The 25,864-nt window shown below is 65.8% G+C and carries 28 protein-coding genes and 1 tRNA gene; 6 read left to right on the top strand and 23 right to left on the bottom strand.

Annotation, left to right across the window (positions count from 1 at the left end):
* Positions 1 to 149: 149 nt before the first annotated feature.
* The 17 genes from LOC60_RS13385 to LOC60_RS13305 form a co-directional block, all read right to left on the bottom strand.
* Positions 150 to 1,328 (bottom strand): flagellar hook protein FlgE, encoded by a 1,179-nt coding sequence (locus LOC60_RS13385; protein WP_230025971.1) that lies wholly within the window; start codon positions 1,326 to 1,328, stop codon positions 150 to 152.
* Between the two features lie 40 nt (positions 1,329 to 1,368).
* Entirely contained in the window at positions 1,369 to 1,830 is a 462-nt protein-coding gene (locus LOC60_RS13380) for a flagellar hook capping FlgD N-terminal domain-containing protein (RefSeq protein WP_230025969.1), read from the bottom strand.
* Positions 1,831 to 1,843: 13 nt separating this feature from the next.
* Positions 1,844 to 3,373 carry a flagellar hook-length control protein FliK gene (locus tag LOC60_RS13375; protein ID WP_230025967.1) on the bottom strand — a complete coding sequence of 510 codons (1,530 nt, stop codon included), beginning with the start codon at positions 3,371 to 3,373 and terminating at the stop codon, positions 1,844 to 1,846.
* The gene (locus tag LOC60_RS13370; RefSeq protein ID WP_230025965.1) at positions 3,370 to 4,041 is read right to left on the bottom strand and encodes a C40 family peptidase; all 672 of its coding nucleotides are present in this window, start codon (positions 4,039 to 4,041) and stop codon (positions 3,370 to 3,372) included. The genes LOC60_RS13375 and LOC60_RS13370 overlap by 4 nt, the downstream gene beginning before the upstream one ends.
* Positions 4,041 to 4,472 (bottom strand): flagellar FliJ family protein, encoded by a 432-nt coding sequence (locus tag LOC60_RS13365; RefSeq protein WP_230025963.1) that lies wholly within the window; start codon positions 4,470 to 4,472, stop codon positions 4,041 to 4,043. Before LOC60_RS13365 ends, LOC60_RS13370 begins: the two co-directional genes overlap by 1 nt.
* A complete protein-coding gene (locus LOC60_RS13360) occupies positions 4,472 to 5,803 on the bottom strand; it encodes a FliI/YscN family ATPase (RefSeq protein WP_230025961.1) in 1,332 nt (443 codons plus the stop codon). The genes LOC60_RS13365 and LOC60_RS13360 overlap by 1 nt, the downstream gene beginning before the upstream one ends.
* Entirely contained in the window at positions 5,800 to 6,411 is a 612-nt protein-coding gene (locus LOC60_RS13355; protein WP_230025958.1) for a FliH/SctL family protein, read from the bottom strand. Before LOC60_RS13355 ends, LOC60_RS13360 begins: the two co-directional genes overlap by 4 nt.
* Positions 6,401 to 7,450, bottom strand: a complete 1,050-nt coding sequence (gene fliG, locus LOC60_RS13350) for a flagellar motor switch protein FliG (RefSeq protein ID WP_230026032.1) — start codon at positions 7,448 to 7,450, stop codon at positions 6,401 to 6,403. Before fliG ends, LOC60_RS13355 begins: the two co-directional genes overlap by 11 nt.
* Positions 7,451 to 7,503: 53 nt before the next feature.
* On the bottom strand, positions 7,504 to 9,090 hold the full coding sequence (gene fliF, locus LOC60_RS13345) for a flagellar basal-body MS-ring/collar protein FliF (protein WP_331460821.1): 1,587 nt from the start codon (positions 9,088 to 9,090) through the stop codon (positions 7,504 to 7,506).
* 11 nt (positions 9,091 to 9,101) lie between these two features.
* Positions 9,102 to 9,407, bottom strand: coding sequence for a flagellar hook-basal body complex protein FliE (gene fliE / locus LOC60_RS13340; protein WP_230025954.1), 306 nt, complete (start codon positions 9,405 to 9,407; stop codon positions 9,102 to 9,104).
* Positions 9,407 to 9,799 (bottom strand): flagellar basal body rod protein FlgC, encoded by a 393-nt coding sequence (gene flgC, locus LOC60_RS13335; RefSeq protein WP_230025952.1) that lies wholly within the window; start codon positions 9,797 to 9,799, stop codon positions 9,407 to 9,409. Before flgC ends, fliE begins: the two co-directional genes overlap by 1 nt.
* A complete protein-coding gene (locus LOC60_RS13330) occupies positions 9,799 to 10,140 on the bottom strand; it encodes a flagellar basal body rod protein FlgB (RefSeq protein WP_230025950.1) in 342 nt (113 codons plus the stop codon). Before LOC60_RS13330 ends, flgC begins: the two co-directional genes overlap by 1 nt.
* A 184-nt stretch (positions 10,141 to 10,324) precedes the next feature.
* Complete coding sequence (locus LOC60_RS13325; protein ID WP_230025949.1) at positions 10,325 to 10,669, bottom strand: hypothetical protein; 345 nt, start codon at positions 10,667 to 10,669, stop codon at positions 10,325 to 10,327.
* The gene (gene fliS, locus LOC60_RS13320; RefSeq protein WP_230025946.1) at positions 10,659 to 11,096 is read right to left on the bottom strand and encodes a flagellar export chaperone FliS; all 438 of its coding nucleotides are present in this window, start codon (positions 11,094 to 11,096) and stop codon (positions 10,659 to 10,661) included. The genes LOC60_RS13325 and fliS overlap by 11 nt, the downstream gene beginning before the upstream one ends.
* 2 nt (positions 11,097 to 11,098) lie before the next feature.
* Entirely contained in the window at positions 11,099 to 12,433 is a 1,335-nt protein-coding gene (fliD, locus tag LOC60_RS13315) for a flagellar filament capping protein FliD (RefSeq protein WP_230025944.1), read from the bottom strand.
* A 210-nt stretch (positions 12,434 to 12,643) separates the two neighbouring features.
* Positions 12,644 to 13,498 carry a flagellin N-terminal helical domain-containing protein gene (locus LOC60_RS13310; RefSeq protein ID WP_230025942.1) on the bottom strand — a complete coding sequence of 285 codons (855 nt, stop codon included), beginning with the start codon at positions 13,496 to 13,498 and terminating at the stop codon, positions 12,644 to 12,646.
* 130 nt (positions 13,499 to 13,628) lie between these two features.
* Entirely contained in the window at positions 13,629 to 14,501 is an 873-nt protein-coding gene (locus LOC60_RS13305) for a sigma-70 family RNA polymerase sigma factor (RefSeq protein WP_230025940.1), read from the bottom strand.
* A gap of 280 nt (positions 14,502 to 14,781) precedes the next feature.
* On the opposite strand from LOC60_RS13305, the gene LOC60_RS13300 reads away from it, so the two are divergent.
* Genes LOC60_RS13300 through LOC60_RS13285 form a run of 4 tightly spaced genes read left to right on the top strand, consistent with a single transcriptional unit; the run spans position 14,782 to position 17,964 of the window.
* Positions 14,782 to 15,267 (top strand): flagellar protein FlgN, encoded by a 486-nt coding sequence (locus LOC60_RS13300; protein WP_230025938.1) that lies wholly within the window; start codon positions 14,782 to 14,784, stop codon positions 15,265 to 15,267.
* Between the two features lie 19 nt (positions 15,268 to 15,286).
* Complete coding sequence (gene flgK, locus LOC60_RS13295) at positions 15,287 to 16,687, top strand: flagellar hook-associated protein FlgK (RefSeq protein WP_230025936.1); 1,401 nt, start codon at positions 15,287 to 15,289, stop codon at positions 16,685 to 16,687.
* A gap of 3 nt (positions 16,688 to 16,690) precedes the next feature.
* Complete coding sequence (gene flgL / locus LOC60_RS16345; RefSeq protein ID WP_230025933.1) at positions 16,691 to 17,578, top strand: flagellar hook-associated protein FlgL; 888 nt, start codon at positions 16,691 to 16,693, stop codon at positions 17,576 to 17,578.
* A complete protein-coding gene (locus LOC60_RS13285; protein WP_230025932.1) occupies positions 17,575 to 17,964 on the top strand; it encodes a flagellar assembly protein FliW in 390 nt (129 codons plus the stop codon). Before flgL ends, LOC60_RS13285 begins: the two co-directional genes overlap by 4 nt.
* A 66-nt stretch (positions 17,965 to 18,030) precedes the next feature.
* On the opposite strand, the gene LOC60_RS13280 is transcribed toward LOC60_RS13285, so the two are convergent.
* The 6 genes from LOC60_RS13280 to LOC60_RS13255 all read right to left on the bottom strand — a co-directional run bounded on the left by LOC60_RS13280 (position 18,031) and on the right by LOC60_RS13255 (position 24,020).
* On the bottom strand, positions 18,031 to 18,867 hold the full coding sequence (locus LOC60_RS13280; RefSeq protein ID WP_230025930.1) for an aldo/keto reductase: 837 nt from the start codon (positions 18,865 to 18,867) through the stop codon (positions 18,031 to 18,033).
* A 130-nt stretch (positions 18,868 to 18,997) separates the two neighbouring features.
* A complete protein-coding gene (locus LOC60_RS13275; RefSeq protein WP_230025928.1) occupies positions 18,998 to 19,474 on the bottom strand; it encodes a hypothetical protein in 477 nt (158 codons plus the stop codon).
* A gap of 7 nt (positions 19,475 to 19,481) precedes the next feature.
* Positions 19,482 to 20,177 (bottom strand): bacterial proteasome activator family protein, encoded by a 696-nt coding sequence (locus LOC60_RS13270; RefSeq protein WP_269440210.1) that lies wholly within the window; start codon positions 20,175 to 20,177, stop codon positions 19,482 to 19,484.
* Positions 20,178 to 20,375: 198 nt separating this feature from the next.
* Complete coding sequence (locus LOC60_RS13265) at positions 20,376 to 20,576, bottom strand: YbdD/YjiX family protein (RefSeq protein WP_230025926.1); 201 nt, start codon at positions 20,574 to 20,576, stop codon at positions 20,376 to 20,378.
* Entirely contained in the window at positions 20,573 to 22,864 is a 2,292-nt protein-coding gene (locus LOC60_RS13260; protein WP_230025924.1) for a carbon starvation CstA family protein, read from the bottom strand. The genes LOC60_RS13265 and LOC60_RS13260 overlap by 4 nt, the downstream gene beginning before the upstream one ends.
* 178 nt (positions 22,865 to 23,042) lie before the next feature.
* Positions 23,043 to 24,020 carry an NAD(P)H-quinone oxidoreductase gene (locus LOC60_RS13255; protein WP_230025922.1) on the bottom strand — a complete coding sequence of 326 codons (978 nt, stop codon included), beginning with the start codon at positions 24,018 to 24,020 and terminating at the stop codon, positions 23,043 to 23,045.
* 62 nt (positions 24,021 to 24,082) lie between these two features.
* On the opposite strand from LOC60_RS13255, the gene LOC60_RS13250 reads away from it, so the two are divergent.
* Both LOC60_RS13250 and LOC60_RS13245 read left to right on the top strand, forming a co-directional pair.
* Positions 24,083 to 24,173, top strand: a tRNA-Ser gene (locus tag LOC60_RS13250).
* A 489-nt stretch (positions 24,174 to 24,662) separates the two neighbouring features.
* Complete coding sequence (locus LOC60_RS13245) at positions 24,663 to 25,643, top strand: SMP-30/gluconolactonase/LRE family protein (protein ID WP_230025920.1); 981 nt, start codon at positions 24,663 to 24,665, stop codon at positions 25,641 to 25,643.
* The last annotated feature ends 221 nt before the right edge of the window (positions 25,644 to 25,864 follow it).

Below are 25,864 nucleotides of genomic sequence, written 5' to 3'. Positions count from 1 at the left end.
ACTCCGATAGGCCCTCACTCCTACTTTCGGCCGCTGCGGCCCAATCGTTAGGAAAACCGGGGCCGGGCACGGGTTCAGCGGACCCCATAACCGCGGAACGGCCCCTCCTGCAGTGCTGCGGGAGGAGCCGTGCCGCGGTGGAACGCCGGCTAGCGCTTCAGGTTGGTCAGTTCCTGCAGCACTTCGTCCGAGGTGGTAATGATGCGGGCATTGGCCTGGAAGCCGCGCTGGGCGACGATCAGGTTGGTGAACTCCTGGGACAGGTCCACGTTGGACATTTCCAGCATGCCGCTGCCGATGCCGCCGGCGCCGGCCTCGCCGGGACCGGCGATGACGGGGTTGCCGGAGTTCACCGTGGCGGTGTAGCTGGAGTTGCCGGTCTTCTCCAGGCCGGCCGAGTTGGTGAAAGTGGCGACGGCGATGCGGGCCAGGGCCTGCTTTGCACCGTTGGTGAAGGAACCGATCACGGTGCCGTCCTTGCCGATGGAGAAGGACTCCAGCGTGCCGGCGCTGCGGCCGTTCTGCCCCGTGACGGAGGCAGTGCTGACGCCTGCGTAGCCACTGAGTCCGGCGAGATCCACTCTCACGCCATCCACGGTGATGGCATCGTCGCTGGCATCCGTCTGGGCGCCGTTGGCGAAGGCCAGCTCCGCGGTCTGGCCTCCGGCGGCCACTGACCACCGGACGTCCGTCGCGGAGCCTGCACGGGTAAAGGTCAGCGAGACTACGGAAGCGTTTCCATTGGCGTCATAGACATCCATGTCGCGTACAACGGACTGGCCGACTGCCGTCTCGGACGGCAGGTTGCCGCCCATGGTCGCCGCGGTGGTGGCTGCCGCCGGGACGGTGGCGCCGTCGGGCAGGGAGATGTTACCCACCGCGCCGCCGGTGTTCAGGGTGCCGTCTGCGTTGGCGGTCCAGCCCTGGACGATGCCGCCGTCCGTGGAGACCAGGCGGCCGTCGCCGTCGAGGTTGAACGCGCCCGCGCGGGTGTACGTGGAGGTGGCGCCCTGGCGGGTGATGAAGTAACCCTCGCCGTTGATCATCAGGTCCTCGGCCCGGCCGGTGGCCTGCGCCGAACCCTGCGTGAAGTTGGTGGTGATGCCGGAGACCAGGACGCCGAGGCCCACCTGTGCGGGGTTGCCGCCGCCGGTGTTGGCGCCCGGGGCGGTGGCGCCCTGGGTCATCTGGGACAGGGTGTCCTGGAACTGGACGGCCGTTGCCTTGTAGCCGGTGGTGTTGACGTTGGCGATGTTGTTGCCGGTGACGTCGAGCATGGTCTGGTGCGAGCGGAGTCCGGAGATACCGGAGTAAAGGGAGCGAAGCATTGGTGGCGCCTTTCAGCTTTGGTGGTGCCGGGGAGGAAGGTTATGCGGTTGCTGCGGGTGCTTTGGGTGCGTCGGTGGCTTGATCTGCTGCCCCGTCGACGACGCCGGAGATTCGGTCCAGCAGGACGTCCTCGCCGTTGATGTTGACGGTCGGGACGCCGGCGGCGTAGGAGACCGATTTGGCGGTTCCGGTGACGGCCACACCGTCGTCGTTGGTATAGGTAACCGTCTGGCCGATGAGCGCAGCGGCGGCAATACGCATCTGCAGGGAGAAATTCTCTTCGTCCATCTTCGCCATGGAGGTGAGTTGCTCCATGGATGCCAGCTCGGTGGTCTGCGAGATCATCTGGTTGGTGTCCATGGGCGAACTGGGGTCCTGGTTACGCAGCTGGGTGACCAGCAGGTGCATAAAGACCTCGCTGTCCATGGTTTGCTTGGGCGCGCGGGTGGTGGTCCCGTCGGCGGTGATGCCGCCTGCTGCCACTACTCCTTCTACGGGCATGTGGTCTCCTTTTCTAGGCCAGGAAGTCGATGGTTGATGCCGACGCGGGGAATCCGGGCCGGTAAGTGCGTGGGGCGGGATCCGCCGGAGTCCGCTCGGGGTTTGACGGGGCGTACTTTGCCGAACCCGGTTCCGTTTCGCCGTCCCGGCGTTCCGTTCCCTCGCCCGGGGTGTCCTGGGCGGAGAGGGAAAGATTCGCGTTCATTCCCGAGCCGGCCAGGTCCCGGCGCAGGTCGGTCATCAGGGTCCGCAGCGCCTCACGGCCGGCTTCGGACGGAGCGAAGAGCTCGATCCGCACCCCGTCGGCACCCACGTGGGCGCGCACGGTTACCGGTCCGAGGTTGTCCGGCGTGATGCTCAGGGTCATCACGTGTTCTCCCTGCGGGGCCGACCCGAGGGAAAAGAGCGGCTGGGACACCTGGGGCAGCAGCGCGGGGGTTACCGGCGCGGCGGGAACCGCTGCTGCGGCCGGCATGGCTGCCGCGCCGGAGACAGGTGCGGAGGACGGCAGCGGCGGCAGGCTGGGAACCGGTCCGGGCGCGGCGGTTTCCGCTAGTGCCCCGGCAGCGGCCGGTGCGGCAGCCGCTGCATTGTCGGCACCGGCGGGCAGCACGGTGAACGCCGACGGCGGGAACCCCGGGCTGCCGGCGGCATTCGGGGAAGCATCGGCCGCAGTGCCGGATGGAGAAACCGGTGCACTGTCCGGAGCCGCAGGGACCGGTGCCGGCGCGGCGCCGGAAGCTGTGGACACTGCTGAAGCGGTCGATGCCGGTGCGTGCCGGGCCGTTCCGGAGGCGGCTGCCCCGGATGCGGCCGGCGCTGCTGCGTTCGCCGTGGCACCGGCAGCTGTTCCGGCCCCGGAGTTCGCCGTCGGAACCGCGCTGGAGGCGCCGGAAACGGCAACGCTGTTAGTGGCGGCGCCCTTGGCGGCGCCCGGAACGCCTGCCGGACTCGCTGTAAGTGCGGCGGCGCCCGGGGTGGTGACGGCCAGGGCGGCTGCGGCGGCAGCTGCGGAGGCATTGGCCGCCGTGGTGGCGGCAGCTGCGGAGGCATTGGCCGCCGTGGTGGCGGCAGCTGCGGAGGCATTGGCCGCCGTGGTGGCGGCAGTCGCTGCTGCACCGGGTGAGGCTGCTTCGGGGGACGCAGGCTCAGCGCCGGATGCAGCTGTTCCGGCTGGCGTGTTGTCGGCTGCTTCCGGGCTGATCGGGCCGGTGCCGGAAACTGCTGCGTCGGGAAGGGGGATCCCCGCCAGGCCGGCAAAGCCGGCTGCCGGGAAGGGCGTCGCTGATCCGGGGATGCCCGGGAGCGGTCCGGCCGCAGGCTGCATCGGGGAAGCCGCTGCGGCCTTACCGTCCGCGTCCGTCTCCGGTTTCCCGGATCCGGTTGAGGTTTGGGTCGAAGGGGCAAGGGCGTCCTGGAGCGAGGATGCGAAGTGGTCCGACCCCATTCCAGCGGAAGCGGACCCCGTGGCGGACCCCGGGGCGGCGGTCCGGGCTGCGGCAGCCGGGGCGGCGGGCCGCAGCATGCCGGTGGAGACGCTCATGCTGCCGATCCCAACATGGCCGCCTGCGCAGCGCGGGCGGAGGCCACCAGGTCGGAGAGGCCGGCGGTGCTGGCAGCACCGGCAGCACCGGCTGCACCGGCGGATTCGGTCGGCAGGATGCGCCGGATGGTGGTCACGTTCGCGTCGGTTTCCCACGCATCGCGGATGGCGATGGTCTGGCCCGGCTGCGGCGCGTCCACTGCCTTTCCATTGCCAAGGTAGATGGCGACGTGTCCGCCGTCGTGGCTGAAGAGCAGGTCGCCGGGCTGGGCCTCGGCCATGGAGGCGACCTCGGTCCCGGAGTTCATCTGGTCCCAGGTCACCCGCGGCAGGGTGTAGCCGAGGTCCTTGTAAACGTTCTGCACGAAGGAAGAGCAGTCCAGCCCCTGGGCGGGGTCGTTGCCGCCCCAGACGTAGGGCAGGCCCAGGTATTTCTGTACGGCGTCGAGCACCTTCCCGTCCGCAGCAGCACCGCCGGCGATACCGGTGTCCGTGCCCACCGACGCCGCGGAGGTCAGCGAGGACAGGGTGGAGGCGAACTCCGCATCCGATCCGGCCGCCGTAGCCGTGGCCGGGGCCGCCGCCGCTTTTGCGGCTGCGGTCCCGGAGAGCTGGCTCAGCGTGCTCCGGATTTCATCGATCCGCCCCAGGGCGTCCGTCATGCTCATTAGTGGGCTTCCTTCTGCCGGCGGTGCCAGGCGGAGCCGGCGAGTTCGTCCAGGATGGTTTGTTCGGTGCGCAGGTCCTCGGCGGCTTCGGCCTCGGCGAACTTGCCTTCAAGCTTTTCCAGGCCCACTGAACGTGCCCGGGCGGAGGAAAATTCGGCACGGGCCGCTTCCACTTCCGCCGCGTGGCGCGTTCCCAGGGCGTTGAGGTCCGCGAGCATGCTGCGCGAGGAGGACCGGGCAGCCGCAATGGCGTTCATGGTTGCGGCATCTACGGCGTCGCTGTGCGAGGCCTCGAGGGAGTTGTAGGCCTCGGCACGGGCTTCGCGTGTTTCGCGCATGCGGACATTGGCCGCGGCAAGTTCGCCTGCAGCCCGGTCCTGCTGCAGCTGGCGCAGCCGAAGCAGGCCGGCCAGGGGGAAGGCACGGGACATCAGGACACCCCCAGCATCCGGGTGAGGTTATGCAGCTGGACCCACGCGGTTTCCGCGGGGGTCTGTTCATCCATGCGCTGCTGCAGGAACGCGTTGATGGCGTCCTGGTTGTCCACTGCCGCATCCACCAGGGGATTGGAGCCGCGCTGGTAGGCGCCGACGTCGAGCAGGTCCTGCGCAGCCTTCCGGGCCGCCATCACGCGGCGCAGGGTTGACGCCGCATCGCTGCGTTCCCGCGGGTTCACCCGGGAGGCAACACGGGAAATGGACGCCAGGGCGTCAATTGACGGGAAGTGGCCGGAAACGGCGAGCTTGCGGTCCAGGACAACGTGGCCGTCCAGGATGGAGCGGGCGCTGTCGGCAATGGGTTCGTTATGGTCATCGCCGTCCACCAGCACGGTGTACATGCCGGTGACCGATCCCCGTTCGCCGGTTCCGGCGCGTTCCAGCAGCTGTGCCAGCAGGGAGAAGGTGGAGGGCGGGTAGCCCCGCGTCGCAGGCGGTTCGCCCACGGACAACCCGATTTCACGCTGGGCCATGGCCACCCGGGTGAGGGAATCCATCATTAGCATGACGTCGGCGCCGCGGTCGCGGAAGGATTCGGCAATGCGGGTGGCAACAAACGCGGCACGCAGGCGCATCAAGGCGGGTTCGTCCGACGTCGACACCACCACGATGGACCGCGCCAGGCCTTCGGCGCCCAGGTCATCTTCGAGGAACTCGCGGACTTCGCGGCCGCGCTCCCCTACCAGGGCGATGACTGACACTTCCGCGTTCGTGCCGCGGGCGATCATGGACAGCAGTGAGGACTTGCCGACGCCGGAGCCGGCGAACAGGCCCATGCGCTGGCCGCGTCCCACAGTGGTGAGGGTGTCCAGCGCACGGACGCCGAGCTGCAGCGGGGTATCGATCCGGGTGCGCAGCATCGCGGAAGGCGTTTCATGGTCCAGGGGGACAAAGGCCTCAACCTGCAGCGGACCCTTGCCGTCGATGGGCCGGCCCAGTCCGTCCAGCACCCGGCCGAACAGCCCGGTACCGGTGGGGACCAGCAGCGGTGTGCCCTTGGAGCGGGCCGGAGTTCCGGCGGTCAGTCCGGCCAGCCGGCCGAAAGGCATGCAGCGGATTCCTTCGCGGGTGGCAGCCACCACCTCGGCGTCCACCTCGGAACCGGGGTGCCCGATGGACACCAGGTCACCCACACCGCAGTCCAGGCCGGCAATTTCAATGCTCAGGCCCAGGACGGAGGACACCCGTCCAATGCGCTGCGGGGCGGCGGAGCGGAGGGCCGCCGTGAAGCGGTCGCCATGGGGACGCCAGGTTGTCGCGGTCATGACTCGTCCCCCAGCAGTGCAGCCCGGGCACGTTCGACGGCGGAACCCAGCGATGCGTCCAGGTAGCCGTCCGGGAACTCGGTGACGGCGTCGCCCTTCTGCAGGCCGGCGTCGCCCACGAACTCCACCCGGGCACGCCGGAGCGTGTCCTCGTCCAGGGACGCGAGGTCCACCGGATGCATGCGGACACGCTGCACCAGGTCGGTGTCCACGCCGTCCAGGGCACGGGCCAGCGCCGAGCGGGCGGAGGTATCGCCTGAGGCCAGTTCCCTGCCCAGCAGCGCTTCGGCCAAATCGACTGCGGCGGCCGCCAGGGCATCCTGGACCTCGGTAATCAGGGCCACGGTACGGCCTTCGAGGCTGAAGACGGCGGAATTAAGTGCGGAAAGGCTTCGGTTGATGCGTTCCTGCCCGCGGCGCATTTCGTCGTCGTACTGCTCCCGCAGGGTGCGGCGGAGCAGCTCCGTGTCTGCTGCCGCGGCGCGCAGGCCGGCTGCGTAACCGGCTGCGTGTCCGCGGGCTTCCACCTGCGCGTTCAGCTGTGCTTCGTCCGTGGCGCCGAGTGCCGTGTAAACCAGGCGGGAGAACGTCTGCTGGTCAGTAGACATATTCCTCCTCGTCCGCGTGGTGCACTTCGATGATGCCCTGGGCTTCCATTTCGCGGATGGCCCGGACAATGTTGGCGCGTGCCTCTTCCACCTGGGAGAGGCGGGCCGGGCCGGAGACCTTGATTTCGTCGTCGAGCAGTTCGCGGTTGCGCTCGGAGACGTTGGTGCGGATGGCGTCCAGCACCGCCTCGGAGGCGCCCTTCATGGCCAGGGCCAGGGTGCCGACGTCGATGCCGCGCAGCACCAGCTGCACGTCCCGGCGCTCGAGCTTGACCAGGTCGCCGAAGGTAAGCATCCGGGAGCGGACTTCTTCTGCCAGCTCCGGATCGCGTTCCTCGAGCGACTCGAGGAGTGCGCGTTCCGTGACTGCGTCGGAGCGGTTGATGATGTCCACCAGGGGCTGCACGCCGCCGATGGCGTCAGTCGCTTCGCGGGCGGCGCCCAGGGCGGAGGCACGTGCCCGCAGCGTTTCGGCCACCACGCGTACCGCTTCCGGGGTAGCGCGGGCCATGGTTGCAATGGCCTGCGCGACGTCGGTGCGGAGTTCCGGGTTCAGGCCCGTCAGCACGGCCGAGGCCCGCTGGGGACGCATGTGCGCCAGGACCAGCGCAATGGTCTGCGGCAGCTCGCCGTCCAGCAGCGAGATCACCTGGTTGGGTTCAGCGGTTTCGAGGAACTCGAAGGACTTGCCGGCCATCGAGGAGGCCAGGCGTTCCATCACACCGGAGGCACGCTCGACGCCGAAGGACGCTTCGAGCAGTCCCATGGCGACGTCGCGGCCGCCGTGGGCACGGCGCCTGCCCTCAATGGACATCTCATAGAACTCGTTGATGGCGTCCTCGGCCACGCCGGCGTCGACCCGCCGCAGCCGGACGATCTCCGCTGCGATGGCCTGCGCCTCGGACTCGGTGAACTGCTGCATAACCACCGCTGCCCGGGACGTCTCCAGCTGCATCAGGACGATGGCGGCCTTCTGGGTGCCGGTTAGCTCGCCGGTATGCTCCAGCTCGCCTTCGGCGGCGTTCAGGGCAAGGGACATTCCGGTGGGGGCGGCGGCGAAGGGCAGCCCGACCGGGGCGGTGGCAAGCTGGGTCATGCTCGGCTGTCCTCCATGAGGTTGCGCAGATAATCAGCGGTGCGGACCGGGTCCTGGGCCGCCAGGGCGTCGAGTTCGGCCCGCTTCCGGTCCTGGTCCACGGCCGCAGCAACAATCTGCAGGGAGGCGGTGTCCGTGGAAACCAGTGGCGCCGGCTCACTCAGCATGGTCAGGCCTGCAGCCGGGGCCAGCGGATCCAGCTCGGGCAGTTCGCCGAGGTCGATGGCTTCGCGGTTCTGCCGGCGGGAACGCATGGCGTAGGCGATCAGGGCCAGGACGACCAGCAGGACAATGCCGGCCACGATGATTCCCATCTGGAGCATCTCTGCGCGGCGCTCGGCTTCTTCCGTTGCCTGGGCGTCGGCCAGGGCGTCCTGTGCACTGGTGGCACCGTCCGCATTGAAGGAGACCATTTCCACCGTGATCTCGTCGCCGCGTTCGGCGTTGATGCCGGCGGCGGTGCCGACCAGAGCCTCCAGGTCAGCTACGTTCAATCCGGCGGCCGCGTTGGTGTTCAGTGCCACGGAAACCGTCTGGCGGTTCAGGGAACCGGCCGGGATTTCCCGGGTTTCGGTGACCTTGTTCACGGCGTTGTTCTTGGTGCTCGTCTCGGAGCGGAAGGCGCCGTCGTCCTCGCCTCCGCTGGGCACGGCAATGTTGTCCGGGCCCAGGATGCCTGCGGCGCTGCCGCCGTTGGCGCCGCCGGTGTATTCCTCGGTGCTGGTGGCTTCGTTCAGTGCCGGAGTGTCCTGCGGGGCGGTGAAGGATTCCTCCACCCGGTTGGCGGATTCGTAATTCATGTCGGCTGCCACGGCCACCGTCGCGTTGCCGGGACCCACTACGCGGTCCAGCATGGTCTGCACGGAAGCGGTGACCCGCTCCTCGTAATCCGTGGCCTGCTTGTCTGCGGAACCGGTGGTACCGGTGCCGACGGCGGAAAGCACCGTTCCGGCGGCGTCGATCACTGCGACGTTGGTGGACTCCATACCGTCTACCGAGGCAGAGGTCAGGTGCACAATGGCGGAAACCTGGTCGGAGCTCAGCGTGGTCCCGTTCTGCGTTTCCACAAACACCGAGGCGGTGGGATCGGCCTTTTCGGAGACAAACACTGTGTCTTCGGGGATGGCCAGCTGCACGGAGGCGTTCTTCACGCCGTCGATGGCGCCGACGGTCTTGGCAATTTCGCCTTCCAGGGCCCGTTTGTAGGTTACGGACTGCTGGAATTCCGAGGACGTGACACCCATTTCGTCCAGCAGCGAATAACCGCCGCTGGATTCGGACGGCAGGCCGGCGCCCGCGGCCTTGAGCCGCTGGTCGTACACGTGTTCCTCCGGAACCATGATGGTTCCGCCGCCGTCGGCAACCTCGTAGGGAACGCCGTCGGTCTTGAGCTGTTCCACAATGCTGTTGGCGTCCGTGGCCTCCAGGCCGGAGAACAGCGGGGTGTAGGCCGGCTTGGTCAGCCAGGAGGCCAGCAGTGCGATGCCGAGGGCAACCACGGCAATACCAATAATGGCGATGGTCTTCTGCGCCAGGGTGAACTGGCCAACCGTCTTGCCCAGGCGGTCGGTCACCGCGCTCATGGGACCGGGCATCAGGCCTGCATCCGCATGATCTCGTTGAACGCGTCAACACCCTTGTTCCGCACGGCGGCGACAAGTTCCAGGGTGACGGACGCCCGGGTGGAAGCGATGGTGGCGGCATGGATGTCATCCAGGTCCCCGGTCACCGCCTGCACGGCGAGTGTCTTGGAAGTGGACTGCAGTTCGGTGACGTTGTCCACGGCTCCGGTGAGCTGCGTGGCAAAGGAGGAACCGTCGGTGGAGACGGCAGGCTTGGCGGCTTCCACGTATCCCGTCGGCGTGGTGCTGCTGACTGCAGCGATGGCGGGAACGGGCATTAGGAGCGTCCAATCTGGAGTGCTGCTTCGTAGGTGCTCTTGGCACGGTCAACCACGGCGGCGTTGGCTTCATAGCCGCGCTGGGCGAGGATCAGGTTGCCCATTTGTTCCGACAGGTCAATGTCGGGGTAGCGGACATAGCCCTCGGCATCGGCCAGGGCGTGGTCGGGCTGGTACACCATCCGGCCTTCGGCATCGCCGTACTCCACGCCTGTGACGTGGACTCCGCTGCCTTCCTGTCCTTCCTGCGCTACGACGTAGCGGGCCTGGAAGGCAGCACCGTCGGTGCTGGAGACGTTGTTGGCGTTGGCCAGGTTGTCGGAAACTGCGTCCAGCCACTTGCGGTGCGTGGTGAGTCCGGTGGCGGCAATGCCGATGGCATCGAAAGTCATTAGTTGGTCCTCAATGCCGTGCGGAGGGAATTAGCTTCTCCGCCAACGGCTTGGGTGGCGAACTGGTAGCGCAGCACTGTGTCGATGTTGGACAGCGTCTCGGTGTCCAGGTTGACGTTGCTGCCGTCCAGGCGGGTGGGTTCAAGGGAACGCGCGGTGATGGGGGTTGCCGCACCGTTGCCGGCTTTCACTGACTTTGCGAGGGCGTCCTCGAAGGTGACGCGCTGGGCCTGGTAGCCGGGGGTATTCACATTCGCGATATTGTTCGCGATGGTCCGCTGGCGGAGGGCAAGACCGTCCAGGGCGCTTTGCAGCGCAATGGAGGAAACGGAATCGAACACAGTGAAACCCAGTTCTCGCTAAAGGGACAGTGCGGCCGATCCGTGGCCTTTTTTATGAGCAATCCGTGCTCGTTAATAGTTATCGGCCGAATTAACAAGTACGTAAGCCGTAATCACGTAATTTTTTTGATTTTTGCAGGTATGCGTTATAGGGAAGGGAAGCAACCTGCTAATAGGGCTGCTTTTAGCCGTCCACTTCCAGATAAACGGCCGACGCCGCCGGACCGGGGACACTGCGGATCAGCATGGACTGCTTACGGTTTGTCCGCGACTCGCTGCGCAGCTGCGCATAGGCGCGGGTCTGCGCCTTGGACAGCATGCGGGCGCGGGTAACGAGCTCCTCGGGCAGCGGGCCGAGGTCCGCCGGCGGTTCCCAGTCGGCTGCCATCTCGCGCGCCTGTTCCGTGAGCGACTGGCCCTCAAGGAAGGATTCCAGATTGTCTTCGAGCTGTGTGAGAACGGTTTCCCAGAGCGCGATGTTGGCCAGCTCCTCGGGGCCGCGGTAAGGCTCTGCCGATTCAGCCGACACCGAGGACCCCTCCGGGCGTACCCGCAGCGGCGGGCGTTGCACCGGCGGCCGGAAGCTGCGCCGAGGCTTCATGCCAGGCCAGGCGGATAGGTTCGAGCAGGTCAATGCATTCCCGGGTCAGCTTTGCGTCCCGGCCGATGTTCGCGTTCATCAGGGTGGAGAGCGAGTACGTGTACAGGGCATGCAGGTTTTCCCCGCCCTCCCACACATCCGTCTTTAGGGTGCCCAGAAGTTCGGTGATGATGGCCTGGGCATGGAGCAGGTTCTCCGAAGCCACCGGCCAGTCGGCATTCTGCTGCGCGGTTTCGGCCCGGGCAAGATCCAGCAGCAGCCGGTCGTACAGCATGGTCAGGAGCCGGGCAGGCGAGGCCGAGAGCACAGCGTTGCGTGCATATTCAGCCCGTTTGGCTGCCATTGAGTAGTTCACGGTCACTTCTTACTCGAGGAGGCGGTGAGGGAATCGAGCTGGCCGGTGAGCCAGTCCATCTGGCTGTTGAGCGAGCCGAGTTTGACTTCAAGGTTGGACCAGACGAGCTTCAGGGTGGATTCCCGCGAAGCCAGCCGGCGGTCCCATTGCTCAACCTGGCTGTTGAGGGACTTCACGGTGGATTCCTGGCTTTGGATCCGCTTGGTAATGGAGCCGTCGTACTTATCGGAGGCGGCCTTACCGGTGGCCTCCACCCGGCTGGCAATTGCCTGCAGAGACGCCTGGGTCTTTTCCGGATCCGCGGCGAGGGCGGCGGCGAACTTGTCGGCGTCGAACTCCACCGTGCCGTACTTGGTGAGGGTAATGCCGATGTCCGACGTTGAACGTCCATCCAGCGAGCCGGTGGCGGCGTCCATGATGGACTGCTTCAGGGAACGGGTGCTTGAATCCCCGGTGAATACCCCGCCGGTGGTCTTGGTCACGCCGTCGGAGGTATCGATGCTGACGGCAGAGTTGCGGTCAATGTAGCCGAAGACGTCTGTCAGTCCGGCCACCAGAGAGGCTGCGACGTCGGAGATCGCCTTGGTGTCCCGGCTGACGGCCACCGTGACCGGATCAGTGGAAACGGCGGACACGGTGATGTCCACGCCGGGCATGAGGTCCGCGAAGGTGTTGGTGGCGGAGGTGATCTTCGTTTCGGCACCGGCCACACCCGCCCAGAGGGTGACTTCGGCGTCGGCTCCGGCGCGGATGGCACCCAGATCCGTGCCGTTCTGCGCCACAGTGAAGGCGCCCGCTGCGCCGGTGGCCGCGGCGCTGAACTGCATGCGGTACTGCTGCACGCCGTCCACGCTGCCAGCGGCGATCTTGACGGCGGTGACACCCAGGTTTGCCTTGTTGACGTTGCTGATGACTTCGTCCAGGCTCTTGCCTGCCGTGTCCAGCTCGGTAATGGTGCCGTTTGCGGAGATCGAGAGGGCGTCGCCGTTGGGCCAGGCGGCCATGGCGCCGGACAGGGAAACCTGGGCTGTGGCAAGCTTGTTGACCGTGATGTCCAGCGAGCCGGCCGCGGCGCCGTCCTTGACGGCTGCGGTCACGGTGGTGGACCCGGTAACGGCGGCGTAGCGGTCCGTGCCGCCGGCTTTGGCGATCTTGCCGGCCGCCTCGGTCAGGGAGGCGATCTTGGTGTTGAGGTTCTGCAGCGCCGTGACGAACAGCTTGTTGGACTCGACCTTTTGCTTGAGCATCGCCTGCGGACGCGCTTCGATCTTCATCAGGTCCGCGATCATGGCAGTGGTGTCGATGCCGCTGATCAGCCCGTCAATGCCTAGCGCCATGAAAATGCTCCTTGAGAAGTCCTGCGGTGTCCTGCTGAGGTCCTGCTGAGGTCCTGCTGGGTCCTACCGTGTCCTGCGGTGACAAACAGAAGGCAGGGAATGGGCTGGCGGCGGGAAGCGTGAGGTCCAAGTCATGTTTCCCCGCCGCCAGCGGCCATTCACCTGCCGGTTCTGCGGTTACTGCTGATAAAAGCCGGTGTCACCTACCTGCTACTGCAGGAGCGACATAACGCCGGAGTTCATCTGGTTGGCCTGGGCCAGCATCGCGGTAGCGGCCTGGGAGAGGATCTGGGACTTGGTGAAGTTACCCATTTCCGCTGCCATGTCCGTGTCGCGGATGCGGGAGTTGGCCGAGGAGAGGTTCTCCACGGACACCGCGATGGAGCGCGAGGCGGATTCCAGGCGGTTCTGCTGTGCACCCAGGTCGGCACGCTGATCGGAAGTGGTCTTGATGGCTTCGTCCAGCGCGGCAGTCGCCGTAGCAGCGCCTGCCTGCGTTGTGAGGCTCCCCAGACCTTCAGCGAGCTTTGTCAGAGTGCCGGCGACGTCAGCCTGCGTGATGCTGATGGTCTCGTTGGCACCGGCACCAACCTGGATCTTCAAGGTGGCTGCCTGGGCCTTGACATCGTCGCCTGTACCTGCGCTCGGGCCCAGCAGCTGGATGCCGTTGAAGTTGGTGGAGGTGCTGATACGGTCCAGCTCCGACTTCAGTTCGTCAACTTCGGACTTGATCGCGCCGCGGGACTCGGTGTTGTTCGTATCGTTAGCAGCCTGAACCGTCAGGTCACGCATACGGTTCAGGATGTTGTGGACCTCGGTCAGGGCGCCTTCAGCGGTCTGGATGAGGCTGATGCCGTCCTGGGCGTTGCGGCCGGCCTGCGTCAAACCGGAAACCTGGTTCTTCAGGCCTTCAGAGATAGCCAGGCCTGCAGCGTCGTCAGCTGCACGGTTGATGCGCATACCGCTGGAGAGACGCTCCACCGACTTGGCCTGGTTCGTCTGGTTCAGGTTCAGGTTGCGCATGGCGTTGAGCGATGAAACGTTGGTGTTGATTGTGAAACCCATGATGTATTCCTCCGTGAGTGGGCTGTACTAACAGGCCCTTCCGTGGGCCTGCAACCATAGCTATCGGCGGAGCACCGACGGGTGTTAGAAGTTTCTAAAAAAGAATTTGAAAAAGATTTAGGCGGTAAGCCTAGGAAGCGGCCGGGTTGAAAGTCGCCGGCCGGCCGGGAACGCCCGTAAGCCCGGGAACAAAGGCCTTCGCGCCGGGAAGGGCCGGCGCCAGATGGTGCCGGGTGATACCGCCGGCGGTGCGGTCCCCCACGGACGTGAGGTAGGCATTGCGGCGGGCCGGGGCAATCCTGGACTGGAGTTCCGGGGCGGCAGCGGTATCGGAGTAATGCGTGCCCAGGCCGTCACGAAGGAGACGGACCGCTTCGGCCCGCTGCTGGGACACAGCCGAATGGGTGCTGCCGAGTTCTTCGGCTATTTCCTTGACCGTACGGTCGTGGAAGTAAATTTCCTCCACTACATACCGCATCTTTTCCGGCAGGGCGGCGACGGCGGCCTGCAGGTACTTCAACCGTTCCGTGGCCAGGAGTGAGCCCTCGGGCGACGGCATGTCCGCGACGAGGAAATCCGTCGCCGATTCATCCAGGCTGGAAACCGTGCGGGCCGCATCCGAAAGGGCATCCTCGGCGACCGTGCGGTCCACGCCCAGGGCAGAGGCAATCTCATCCACATTCGGGGTGCGGCCCAGGGCGGCCGTCAGGGTTTCCTTCACCGAAAGGGTTTCCTTGATCCGGCGGCGGGCGGAGCGCGTGGCCCAGTCATTGGAACGCATTTCATCCGCAAAGGCGCCGACGATGCGGCGGCGGGCATAGGCCCCAAAGGGAACACCCAGGTCCGGATCGAACGAATCTGCGGACGTTATAAGGGCGATGGATCCGGCCGAGGCCAGGTCATCACGCGAGAGATGCGTGGCCTTTGCACAGACTTCGGATACGAGATAACCAACCAATGGCAGATTTTCCACGACCATGGCATTGCGTTCGGCGCGATTCAATTTGGACCCCCAAGCCCTTGTTCCCCAACTGTCCCTAACTGCGAACAGTTGCGCGCCGCTTTCGTGGTTAGCGGCTGAGACCGCTGATAAATCCACGCTTGAGCGCTTTAGCTGAAACATACCACTAACATTCAAGATGAACCGGCCGATAGTGTTTTATGGCGGACATATAGGTATGTGACCGCTAAACCGAAGACTTTTGCCGCAGGTTGGGGCCTGGAATCAGACGTCTTATTCCGATCAGAGACATTCAGTGCACCAACTAGGAGGTGAGCCAGGCATGGGTACCCAGAAACTCTCCGCCCTTCTTTGGGAAGAGCGCGAATTGTTGGAACTTCTTGTGTTCAAGCTCGAAGAAGAACAACTGCTACTCACCTCGGGAAAAACCAAATGGCTGACGCACGCCACCCGCGAGGTTGAACAGGTCCTCGAGCGCCTCCGCGGAGCGGATCTCGGGCGGGCCGTCGCCGTTGCCGGCCTCGCCGTCGAATGGGGCACCTCCGAAGACGCGACCCTGCGTGAACTGGTGGCCGCTGCGCCTCCCGGACCGTGGACGGAAATTTTCAACGCCCATCTGCAGGCCATGACGGAGCTGACCGTAAAGATCCGCGAGCTGCGCGACATCAACGAACAGTTCCTGCGTACCGCAGCGCGCTCGGCGCAGGAAACGCTGGCAGGGCTGAGCCCCGACGCGAACACCTACACCGCGTCCGGCGCCTCGGCCAATCCCATGTCAGCCGCCCGGCTGGTTGACCAAAGCATTTGACGTTAAGGACTCCTAGAGAATGAGCACCTTCAGCGGCCTGAACACGGCGTACACCGGCCTCACCGCCGCCCGCAAGGGCCTTGACGTCGTCGGCCAGAACGTGGCGAACGCCAATGTGGCCGGCTACACGCGTCAGCGCCTGAACACTACGGCGGCCCCCTCCCTCGCACCTGCCGGACGGTTCGCCGCCCCTACGGGTGTAGGCCAGGGCGTATCGGTGGACTCCATTGCCCGGCTGGGCAGCCAGCAGCTCGATACCCGGGTACGCAGCACCGCCGCCGTCGCCGGGTACTCTGCCGTCCGCGCCAACGCGCTGATCGAGTTGGAGGACAGTTTCAACGAACCGGGTACGAACGGACTGTCTACGGCGCTGCAGAATTTCTCCGCAGCCTGGGACGGCGTTTCCCACAACCCCTCGGACAATACCGCCGCTGCCGTGCTGCTCAGTGCGGCGAGCACAGCCGCAGGGCAGATCGCCAGCGGCTACAACGCAGTCCGCGACCAGTGGAACAGCACCCGCAGCGGGCTCAATGACATGGTTACCGAGCTCAATTCCAGCGCCAAGCAGCTGGCCAGCCTTAACGGCGCCATCCGCTCCACGCTTGGCTCCGGGGCGTCGGCAAATGAACTTGTTGACCAGCGCAATGCCCTGGCCACCACCATTGCGGCCTTGAGCGGCGGCACCCTGCGGGAATCCCCGGACGGCATGGTGGACGTCCTCATCGACGGCAACGCCCTTGTGTCCGGATCAAACGCCCGGTCCCTGCAGGTCACCGGCGGCAAAACCATGGACGATGCGCAGGAACCCGTGGTGGGCTGGACTGACCGGCCCGGCTCGGCGGGCATTAGCAGGGGCGAAATTGCCGGCGCCACGTCGCTCCTGGCCTCGGCCGGCAACGGCGGTGTCTTCGCGCGTGCAGCGGCCTCCTACAACGAGGTTGCCGCCACCCTGGCCTCCAGCGTCAACGAACTGCACCGCCAGGGGGCAACCACCGCCGGCATCGCCGGCGGTGATTTCTTCACCGTGGGTACCCCGGCGGCAACCACGCTGCAGGCCGTCCCGACCGATGCTTCCGGCATTGCCGCCGGCCGGCCCGGTTCGGGAACCCTTGACGGCGGCGTGGCCGACCAGATCGCCCAGCTCGGCTCCAAAGCCGGGTCTGCGGACAAACTCTGGAGCACCTTCGTCACGGCCACCGCGTCCCAGAGCCGCGCCGAACTGCAGCAGGCCACACTGGCCGGCGTCGCTTCCTCCTCCGCCGTGGACCTGCAGCTCTCGAACGCCTCGGTGGACCTGGATGAAGAGAACGTGAACCTGCTGATGTACCAGCACGCCTACCAAGGTGCCTCCCGTGTCATGAGCGCCATTGACGAAATGCTTGACACCCTCATTAACCGCACCGGAATTGTCGGAAGGTAACCCGTGATCAGCCGCACCACGAACCAGACCATGGCCCGCACGGCCCAGCAGAACCTGCAGTCGAGCATGTCCCGGATGGCCAAGCTGCAGGAGCAGGTCGCTTCCTCCGCTGCCATTGCCCGTCCGTCCGACGACCCCACGGGCACAGCCAACGCATTGAAGGTGCGGTCCGAGATCCGGGCCAACGTGCAGTATGCCTCCAACGTGAGCGACGCCGAAGGCTGGCTCACCGTCACCGACAACGCGCTGACCAACACCACGGACATCCTGCGGCGGGTCAAGGACCTCACACTCAACGCCGCCAACGGCACGCTTTCGCCGACCGACCGCAAGGCCATCGCCACGGAACTCTCCGGCCTGAAGACGGACCTGCTGCGCGAGGCCAACACCACCCACCTCGGACGCACCGTGTTTGCCGGTACCTCCGACACCGGCAAGGCGTTTTCCGAAGCAGCCGGTTCCTACACGTACAGCGGCAGCGGCACCCCCACTACCCGCCGATTGGACAGCAGCACCCAGATGCGCGTTGACACGGACGGCGAAGCCGTTTTCGGCAAGGAAGACAACTCCGTCTTCCGGATGATGGACAACCTGGTCGCAGACCTCGAAGCGAACAACGACGTCAGCGGTTACCTGTCGAAGGTCGACGCCGCCGCCGACACGGTCCTGAGGGAACACTCCGCCCTGGGTGTCCGGCACGCGGCTACGCTCAATGCCAAGGACGACCTGGCCGAGAAGTCGATCAGCCTGGAAAGCCGCCGCTCCGGCATCGAGGACCTGGACACTGCGAAGGTCATCCTGGACATGAAGCTGCAGGAAGTCGCCTATCAGTCGGCCCTCGCGGTTACGGCCAAGGCACTGCAGCCCACCCTGATGGACTTCCTGCGATGAGCACCGGCCTCACCTTTTTGACGCCGCCGCCGGGGTTGGCCCCCGAGGTCCGCTTCAACCTGGAAGAAATCGAAGGCGCCGCCGGCCTGTTTGCCATGACTGCCGCCGGAAGCGCCGGCGGCGGCAGCCGGCTGTTCGTCCTGGACGCGTCCGTCTACCTCCCGGACTACCATCCGGAAATCACCGATGAACAGCGTCATCAGCTGGAACTGGTGACCGCCCAGGACGCTGCCGTCCTGGTGGTGGCCAATCCGACGCTCGACGGGACCACCGTGAACCTCCTGGCGCCGATCGTGGTCAACGTATCCACGGGCAGCTGCGCCCAGGTGATCCTCGAAGGCCAGGACTGGCCCGTCCGCGCACCGCTGGAACCGGTTCCTGCCTGACTATCTGCACCGCTTAAAACGAAAGGCGCACGTTCCGTGGAACGTGCGCCTTTCGTGCTTTAAGGCTTAGGCGAAGTCGGCCGTCGCCGGATCCGCTCCGTAGCGGGTGCCGTTGTCGAGGGCGTTGATGGCCTCGATGTCCTCAGCGCTCAGGGTGAGGTTCAGGGCTTCCCAGTTTTCCCGGATACGGGATTCCGTAACGGACTTGGGGATCACAATGCTGCCCAGGGCCAGGTGCCAGGCAATGACAACCTGTGCCGGGGTGGCGCCGTCGTACTTCGCGGCGATCTCGACGAGCTTCGGATCCTCGAGCAGGCCCTTGCCGGAGCCCAGGGGGGACCAGGACTCGTGCAGGATGTTGTGCTCGGCTTCGAAGGCGCGCAGGTCGGCCTGGTTCAGGTACGGGTGGGTTTCGACCTGGTTCAGGACCGGAACGACGCCGGTGGCGTCGATGATTTCCTGCAGGGCTTCCTTGGTGAAGTTGCAGACGCCGATGGACTTTACGCGGCCCTGCTTCTGCAGCTCAACCAGCGCCTTCCAGGTGTCAACGTACTTGTTCTGCTTCGGCTGCAGCCAGTGGATCAGGTACAGGTCCAGCGTTTCCAGGCCCAGGCGCTCCATGGAGGCATCGAAGGCCTTCAGGGTTTCTTCGTAGCCCTGGTCCGCGTTCCATACCTTCGTGGTGATGAACATGTCCTCGCGGGCCACGGAGGTGGCGGCGATGGCACGGCCGACGCCGGCTTCGTTGCCGTAGATCTTGGCCGTGTCGATATGGCGGTAGCCAACCTCGAAGGCCTGTCCCACAACCTTTTCGGCAACCTCGTCCTCAACCTGCCAGACGCCGTAGCCAAGCTGGGGGATGGTGTTGCCGTCATTGAAAGTCAGTACCGGTGATGTAGTCATGTCCTCATCCTTGCCCGGATGCCGGGCAGGACAAAGCGGATAAGCTCACCGCGAAAATCCGACTTAACGTATTCCCGGTTTTGCAAAGTTTCTTTTGCGGAAGGTGCCGGTATTTCTCCGAAAGCCATTCCTACTTCCGGGAAATCCCTGTTTCCCGGGCGCTGAGCAGGGCGCGTTCGGCTTCAACGACGTCTTCCTGCACCAGTTCCGCGCGGCGGCGCACATTGTCCAGGCCCGCGGACGCGATTCCCCAGCGCTCACCTTCGAGCCGGGACATGGCGGCGGCTTCGGCAGCGGCAGCCAGGGAATTGCCGCTGCGGGACAGTGCCCGGTGCACAGCGGTCAACGCGCCGGGAATGTTCTGCCCGGTACTCGGCAGCTGGGACTGCGCGGAAGCGCAGATTTCCCTGACGCGGGGCAACAGCCCGGCAAGGTCATTGGCCACGGTCACGAGCTCGTTGTAGATGGCGTCATCCTCCACCCCTTCGAGCATCTGGTAATAGCGGTCCAGGCCCCGCGTGAAACGGTCGTGCGCACGGCGCCAGACGCCCTTGCCGAGCTCCGCGTCATCTTTCCGCCCCTGCCGGGCGGCTGCAAAAAGTGCCATCAATGTCCTACAAGTACTGGCCGGGGCCGGATTGCGGTTCCTGCCGCGGGCTGCCCGTCCCCGGGGAAGCACGGTGCGGTTCCCCATCGTCTCCAATAACAACGCCCGGCGCCAGCATGGTTCCTGGCGGCAGCTGGCGCAGCTGCAGGCGCCCGGCAACCTGGCTGGCGGTCTGTTGGGCCGCAATGGCTGTCTGGATGCCGCGGAACAGCCCTTCGAGCCATCCCACCAGCTGGGCCTGTGCAATCCGCAGCTCGGCATCGGTAGGGGTGGAATCATCCAGGAACGGCAGGTTGATTCGGTGCAGCTCGTTCACGAGTTCCGGGGCCAGCCCGTCCTCGAGTTCCTTCAGGGACCGGGAATGGATTTCCGCCAGCCGGTTGCGCGCCGCATCGTCCAGCGGAGCGTTGCGCACTTCCTCCAGCAGCTGCTTGACCATGGTGCCGATCCGCATCACCTTTGCCGGCTCGTCCACCAGCTCGTTGAGTTTCGCCGGTCCGGTTTTGCCCTTGCCGTGCCCGGAAGCCTCCTGGCTGTCCGCGGCGCGGTCCGCCGCCCCCGCGGCCTCTCCGGCCGCCTCTCCGGCAGCAGGCGCAGCGGAACGGGCCGTTCCGTCATCCGGCGGTGTCTGCTCTGACTTCTCCCCAGCAGGAGCGCCCGGAGCCGCCTCGCGGCGGTCGGAGGATCCGTTCTGTTCAGTCATGGCATTAATGCTCTCACGGTTGGTCGCGGTTGCCCCGCGGGCAAGCGGTTTTCCCGCTCCGGCCCCTGGTTTTGGCGTACGGCCCTGGCCCGTTGCCACTCCGGTCAACCAAAAAAAGTAAACAACGACGGCGGCACCACAGCTGAGGCAATCAGCTGCGGTGCCGCCGTCGTACTTAGTGGGTGACCTGCTGCCGGGCTAGCAGCAGCGGCCCTCCGGGTTGGCGTCCTGCCGGTCCATCTTGTCCCGCCAGAACTCCCGTTCGCTCATCAAGGGCGAGGCACAGCCGGACGCGGCATGGAAGTCCGCGTACTTGCGGTAGGCGTCCTCCCCCATCACGTCGCGGAAAAACCGGACGAAACCGGTGAGCCCCTGCCGGACGGCGACGGCGGCACTCATGAGTGTGCCGCCCTCTTGGCGGGCCGGTCAGCCGCCGGCAGCGACTCCCACTGGGACAGGATTTCCTTTTCAGCCGGCGTAGCCAGGAAACCGGCCGGTGCGAAGGTGCGGGACGGAACGGCCGGGTCCTCGGCGCTCGGGGCGCCGCCCGAACGGAAGGACCGGATGCTGGCAATGATTGCCGTGATGATGACAATGATCGCCAGGGTCACGAACACCACCGAGAGCGTGGTCTGGATGAGCGTGTTGCGCACCACCGCTTCCATGGCCTCCACCGTCTTGGCCGTGCCGAAGCTGGTTTTCCCGTCCGCCAGCGCCTGCTGGAAGGCCTCGTGGTTGGCCCAGTACCCGACGCTCGGCACCGGCGAGAAGATCTTGTAGAACGACGCCGTGATGGTCACCACCGCGGCGAACGCCAGGGGCAGGGCCACGATCCAGAGCCACTTGAACGCGTTCTTCTTGGCAATGATCGCCATGCAGATGGCCAGCGCAATGGCGGCCAGCAGCTGGTTGGCGATGCCGAAGAGCGGGAACAGCGTATTGATGCCACCCAAGGGGTCCGTGACGCCCATGATCAGGATCGACCCCCAGCCGGCGACCATGATGGCCGTACATATCCAGGCTCCGGGACGCCAGGACATGTCCTTGAACTTCGGGGCCACGTTGCCGATGGTGTCCTGCAGCATGAACCGGGCGACCCGGGTGCCGGCGTCGACCGCAGTGAGGATGAAGAGGGCCTCGAACATGATGGCGAAGTGGTACCAGAAGGCCATCATGGAAGGCCCGCCGATCAGGCTGTGCATGATCGTGGCCAGGCCGACGGCGAGGGTGGGCGCGCCGCCGGTGCGCGACACGATGGATTCCTCGCCCACACTGGATGCCAGCGACGAGAGCATGTCCGGGGTGAGGTTCACTCCGGCCAGCCCCAGGCCGTTGACGAAGGCGACGGCGCCTTCCACCGTGCCGCCGGTGGCGCCGGCGGAGGAGTTCATGGCGAAGTAAATGCCGCGGTCAATGGAGATGGCAGCCACCAGCGCCATGACGGCCACGAAGGATTCCATCAGCATGCCGCCGTAGCCGATGAAGCGGGTCTGGCGTTCCTTCTCCAGCATCTTCGGGGTGGTGCCGGAGGAAATCAGGGCATGGAAGCCGGACAGGGCGCCGCAGGCGATGGTGACAAAGAGGAACGGGAAGAGCGGTCCGGCCACAACCGGCCCGTCGTTCCGGCTGGCGAACTCGCTGACCGCCGGAACGCTGATCTCCGGGCGGACAATGATGATGGCCACGGCCAGCATCACGATGGTTCCCACCTTCATGAAGGTGGAGAGGTAGTCGCGCGGGGCCAGCAGCAGCCAGACCGGCAGGACGGCGGCAATAAAGCCGTAAATGATGATGCCCCACGCGATGGTGGTCGGCTCCAGGGTCAGGGCGTCACCGAGCGGGGTATCGGCAACCCAGCCGCCGGCAATGATGGCGGCGAGCAGGAGGACGAAGCCGATGATGGAGACCTCGGTGACCTTGCCGGGACGCAGGTAGCGCAGGTACACACCCATAAACAGGGCGATCGGGATGGTCATGCTCACGGAGAAGACGCCCCACGGGCTTTCGGCGAGGGCATTCACCACCACCAGGGCGAGGATGGCCACGATGATGATCATGATGACCAGGGTGGCGATCAGGGCGGCGGTGCCGCCGATGAGGCCGAGTTCATCCCGTGCCATCTGCCCCAGGGACCGTCCGCCGCGGCGCATGGAGAAGAACATCACCAGGTAGTCCTGGACCGCGCCGGCCAGCACCACGCCCACGATGATCCAGATGGTGCCGGGCAGGTAGCCCATCTGTGCGGCCAGGACGGGTCCGACGAGCGGTCCGGCGCCGGCGATGGCGGCGAAGTGGTGGCCGTAGAGGACCCTGCGGTCCGTGGAGGCGTAGTCCTTGCCGTCCGCCTTGTACTCGGCGGGGGTGGCGCGGCGGTCATTGGGCTTCAGCAGCTTCACTTCAATGAGCTTTGAATAGAAGCGGTAGCCGATGAGGTAGGTGCATACAGCGGCGAACACGAACCAGATGGCGTTCACGGTTTCGCCGCGCACTATGGCGAGCATGGTCCAGCTGAAACCGCCCAGCAGGGCGATGCCCGCCCAAATGGCGATCTTCGCGGGTGTCCAGCGGCGGTCCTCCGCCTCGAGGACTTCGGGCTCTACGGCCACCGGCGGCAGCGCCGGGTCCTGTTCCAGGACGTCGCCGTCCAGTTGCCGGTTGTCGGGCCGGCGCCGTTGGTTCTCGCTCATGATGATCCCTTTTGTCTGCGGTGGCTTGTCTGCATTGACATACGTACCGAACGGGGGCAGGGAGTGGCCCTGCACTTGCAGGTTACCAGCGGCTGAGGCGGCGGTCACAGACATACGTGACGGCGACCGCATGGGTGCGGCCGCCGTCGTCGTCGGGAGCGTGCCGGGCGGTGCCCGGCTAGATGGTCAGCAGGATCTTTCCGGCGTGCTGCCCGGAGTCGAAATACTCGTGCGCGGCGGCGGCCTCGGCCAGCGGGAAGGTCCGGTCCACGAGTGGACGGATCCTGCCGGAGACCAGCAGCGGCCAGACGTACTCGCCGACGGCGGACATGATGGCTGCCTTTTCCTCCACGGGCCGGCCGCGCAGGGTGGTGCCGATGACGGCGGCACGCTTGGTCATGAGCTGGTTCAGGTTCAGCTCCGCCTTGATGCCGCCCTGCAGCCCGATGATCACCAGTCGCCCGGCGACGGCGAGCGCATCCAGGTTCCGCTGCAGGTATTTCGCGCCGACGACGTCGAGGATGACATCCGCGCCGTGGCCGCCGGTCGCTTCGCCCACGGCCTCGACGAAGTCCTGCTCCTTGTAGTTGATCAGGACCTTCGCGCCGAGCGATTCAGCCAGCTCGAGCTTTTCCGCCGAGCCTGCGGTCACCATGGGAACGGCGCCGAACGCGGCCACCATCTGGATGGCCATGGTGCCGATGCCGCCCGTGGCGCCGTGGATGAGGACGTAGTCCCCCTCCTTGACGCCGGCGGCCATAAAGAGGTTGGAGAAAACGGTGGCGGCCGTTTCCGGCAGGGACGCCGCGGTGACAGCGTCGAAGCCGTCAGGGAGGGGCAGGACCTGTCCGGCGGGAACGGCAACCTGCTCGGCGTATCCGCCGCCGGTCAGCAGGGCCACCACCTCGGTCCCCACGGCGAAGCCTTCAACGCCCTTGCCCAGGGCGGCAATCCGGCCGGAGACTTCCAGACCCGGATACTCGGATGCTCCGGCGGGCACCGGGTAGTGGCCCTGGCGCTGCATCACGTCTGCGCGGTTGAGGCCGGCGGCGATGACGTCGATCAGCACCTCGCCCGGTCCGGCCTCGGGGGCAGGAACATCCTGCAGTTCCAGTGCTTCCGGTCCCCCGGGCGTTCCAATAACGATGGCTTTCATGCTGTCCTTCCAGATTTAGGGAATTTTGGTGATTTCATCCCTTCTGCCAGACTACATAGTGAGGAAGGTTGTCCGAGCGGCCGATGGAGCTGGTCTTGAAAACCAGTGTGCGGTAACCCCGTACCAAGGGTTCGAATCCCTTACCTTCCGCCAGACAACGAGAAGCGGTCCCACTGACTGGGGCCGCTTCTCTGTTTAACCCGGCTCCGTGCCGCCGTCAGTGTGCTTCCGTACAGCTGATGCTGCCTCCGGGCTGCCTTCCGTACAGCTGATGCTGCCTCCGAGCTGCCTTCCGTACAGCTAATGCTGCCTCCGGGCTGCCTTCCGTACAGCTGATGCTGGCTCCGAGCTGCCTTCTGAACAGCTAATGCTGGCTCCGGGCTGCCTTCTGTACAGCTGATGCTGCCTCCGAGCTGCCTTCTGTACAGCTGATGATGGCTAAGCGGGTCCCAGACCGCATTAGCTGTCCGGAAGATGTTGGCCCATGACGACGGGACCGCGTCTGCTGTACAGAAGGCATCCCTGAAAACGACGCTTCGCCTGGCGGCCGGCCGGCGGACCACGACGAAAGCAATAAAGCAATAACTTAGGCTTGTCCTAAGTAATTGCTTCCGCAGTCCCCCACCGCATCGGAGCCGCACTATGTCCCACCGCGTTCAGTCCATTTCCTTTCCGAAGCCGGTCCGCATCACCGCGCTCACGCTCGGCCTGGCCGCAGCGCTCACCGGGTGCAGTGCCGGAGACGACGACGATCATGACGGGCCGACGTCGAACACCGGAATGCACGGGGTCGAGGAGCGCACCGCGGAGCGTGTGGTCCAGGTCAGCTCCGTCCATCCCGAAACCGGCATGACCCTCATCGAAGGCCCGACGTTCGGGCCCGACGGCGGCCTGTTCGTTGTCGACGTCACCGCACCGTCCGGCGATGCCAAGGTGATGCGGGTGGATGTGGAGGAAGAGACCGTGGACCCGGTCTTCACCGAGGGCAACGGTGCGTACACCTCCGCACAGTTCAGCCCGAAGGACGGCCGGATCTACCTGACGGACTTCGCCGGCGGAAAGATCGACAGCATCACCGCCGATGGACAGGACCACAAGACCTTCTTCACCGGCGACGTCGACGGCGCCCCGATGCGCCCGGACGACCTGGCCTTCGACGAGGAGGGGAACCTCTTCGTCAGCGATTCCACCGGCTACGCCGATCCGGCGTGGGAAGCACAGGGCCGGGTGGTGCGGATCGACAAGGACTCCGCCGAGGCCACCGTCCTGGCGGAGAACCTTGCCGCCCCGAACGGCATCAAGACCGAGGTCACCACCTCCCACCCCGGCATGCACTTTGACGGCGGCACCAGCCAGACGGATTCCAACGCCGTCGACGCCGACGGCAACGTCTACCAGGCGGTCCACGGCCAGCCGCGCATCTTCGTCTACAGCCCTGCCGGCGAGCTCCTGTCCACCGTCACCGTCCCGGCCGAAGACCGGCAGGGCCTCACCTCGGCTACCAATATCGCCATCAAGCCCGGCACCAACGCGGCCTACCTGACGGTCAGCGGCCCTGACGGCGGCTTCATCTACGACTTCACCTCTCTGGCCAAGGGCATCCGCCAATCAAACGGCGGCTAAGCAATACTCCCCCACCAAGAACAGCACGGATACGTCGTCGCACCGACAGCTGGCCCGGGCGCCCCACCCCCTCCAGTGCCTGCGCTGCTGGCACTGGAGGTGTGTGTGCGGCCGTAGGGGCCTGGCGGAGGCGGCACCGGTGACATGCAACCGTAGGGGCCTGGCGGAGGCGGCTTTAATATTCCAAGCGAGCGCTGCGAGCTCTGGAATTTCGTTGCCGC

This window comes from Arthrobacter sp. zg-Y769, assembly GCF_020907405.1.
Lineage (GTDB): Bacteria > Actinomycetota > Actinomycetes > Actinomycetales > Micrococcaceae > Arthrobacter_B.
The sequence above is the reverse complement of the archived record's forward strand: the minus strand, read 5'-3'. Positions and strand labels throughout refer to the sequence as shown.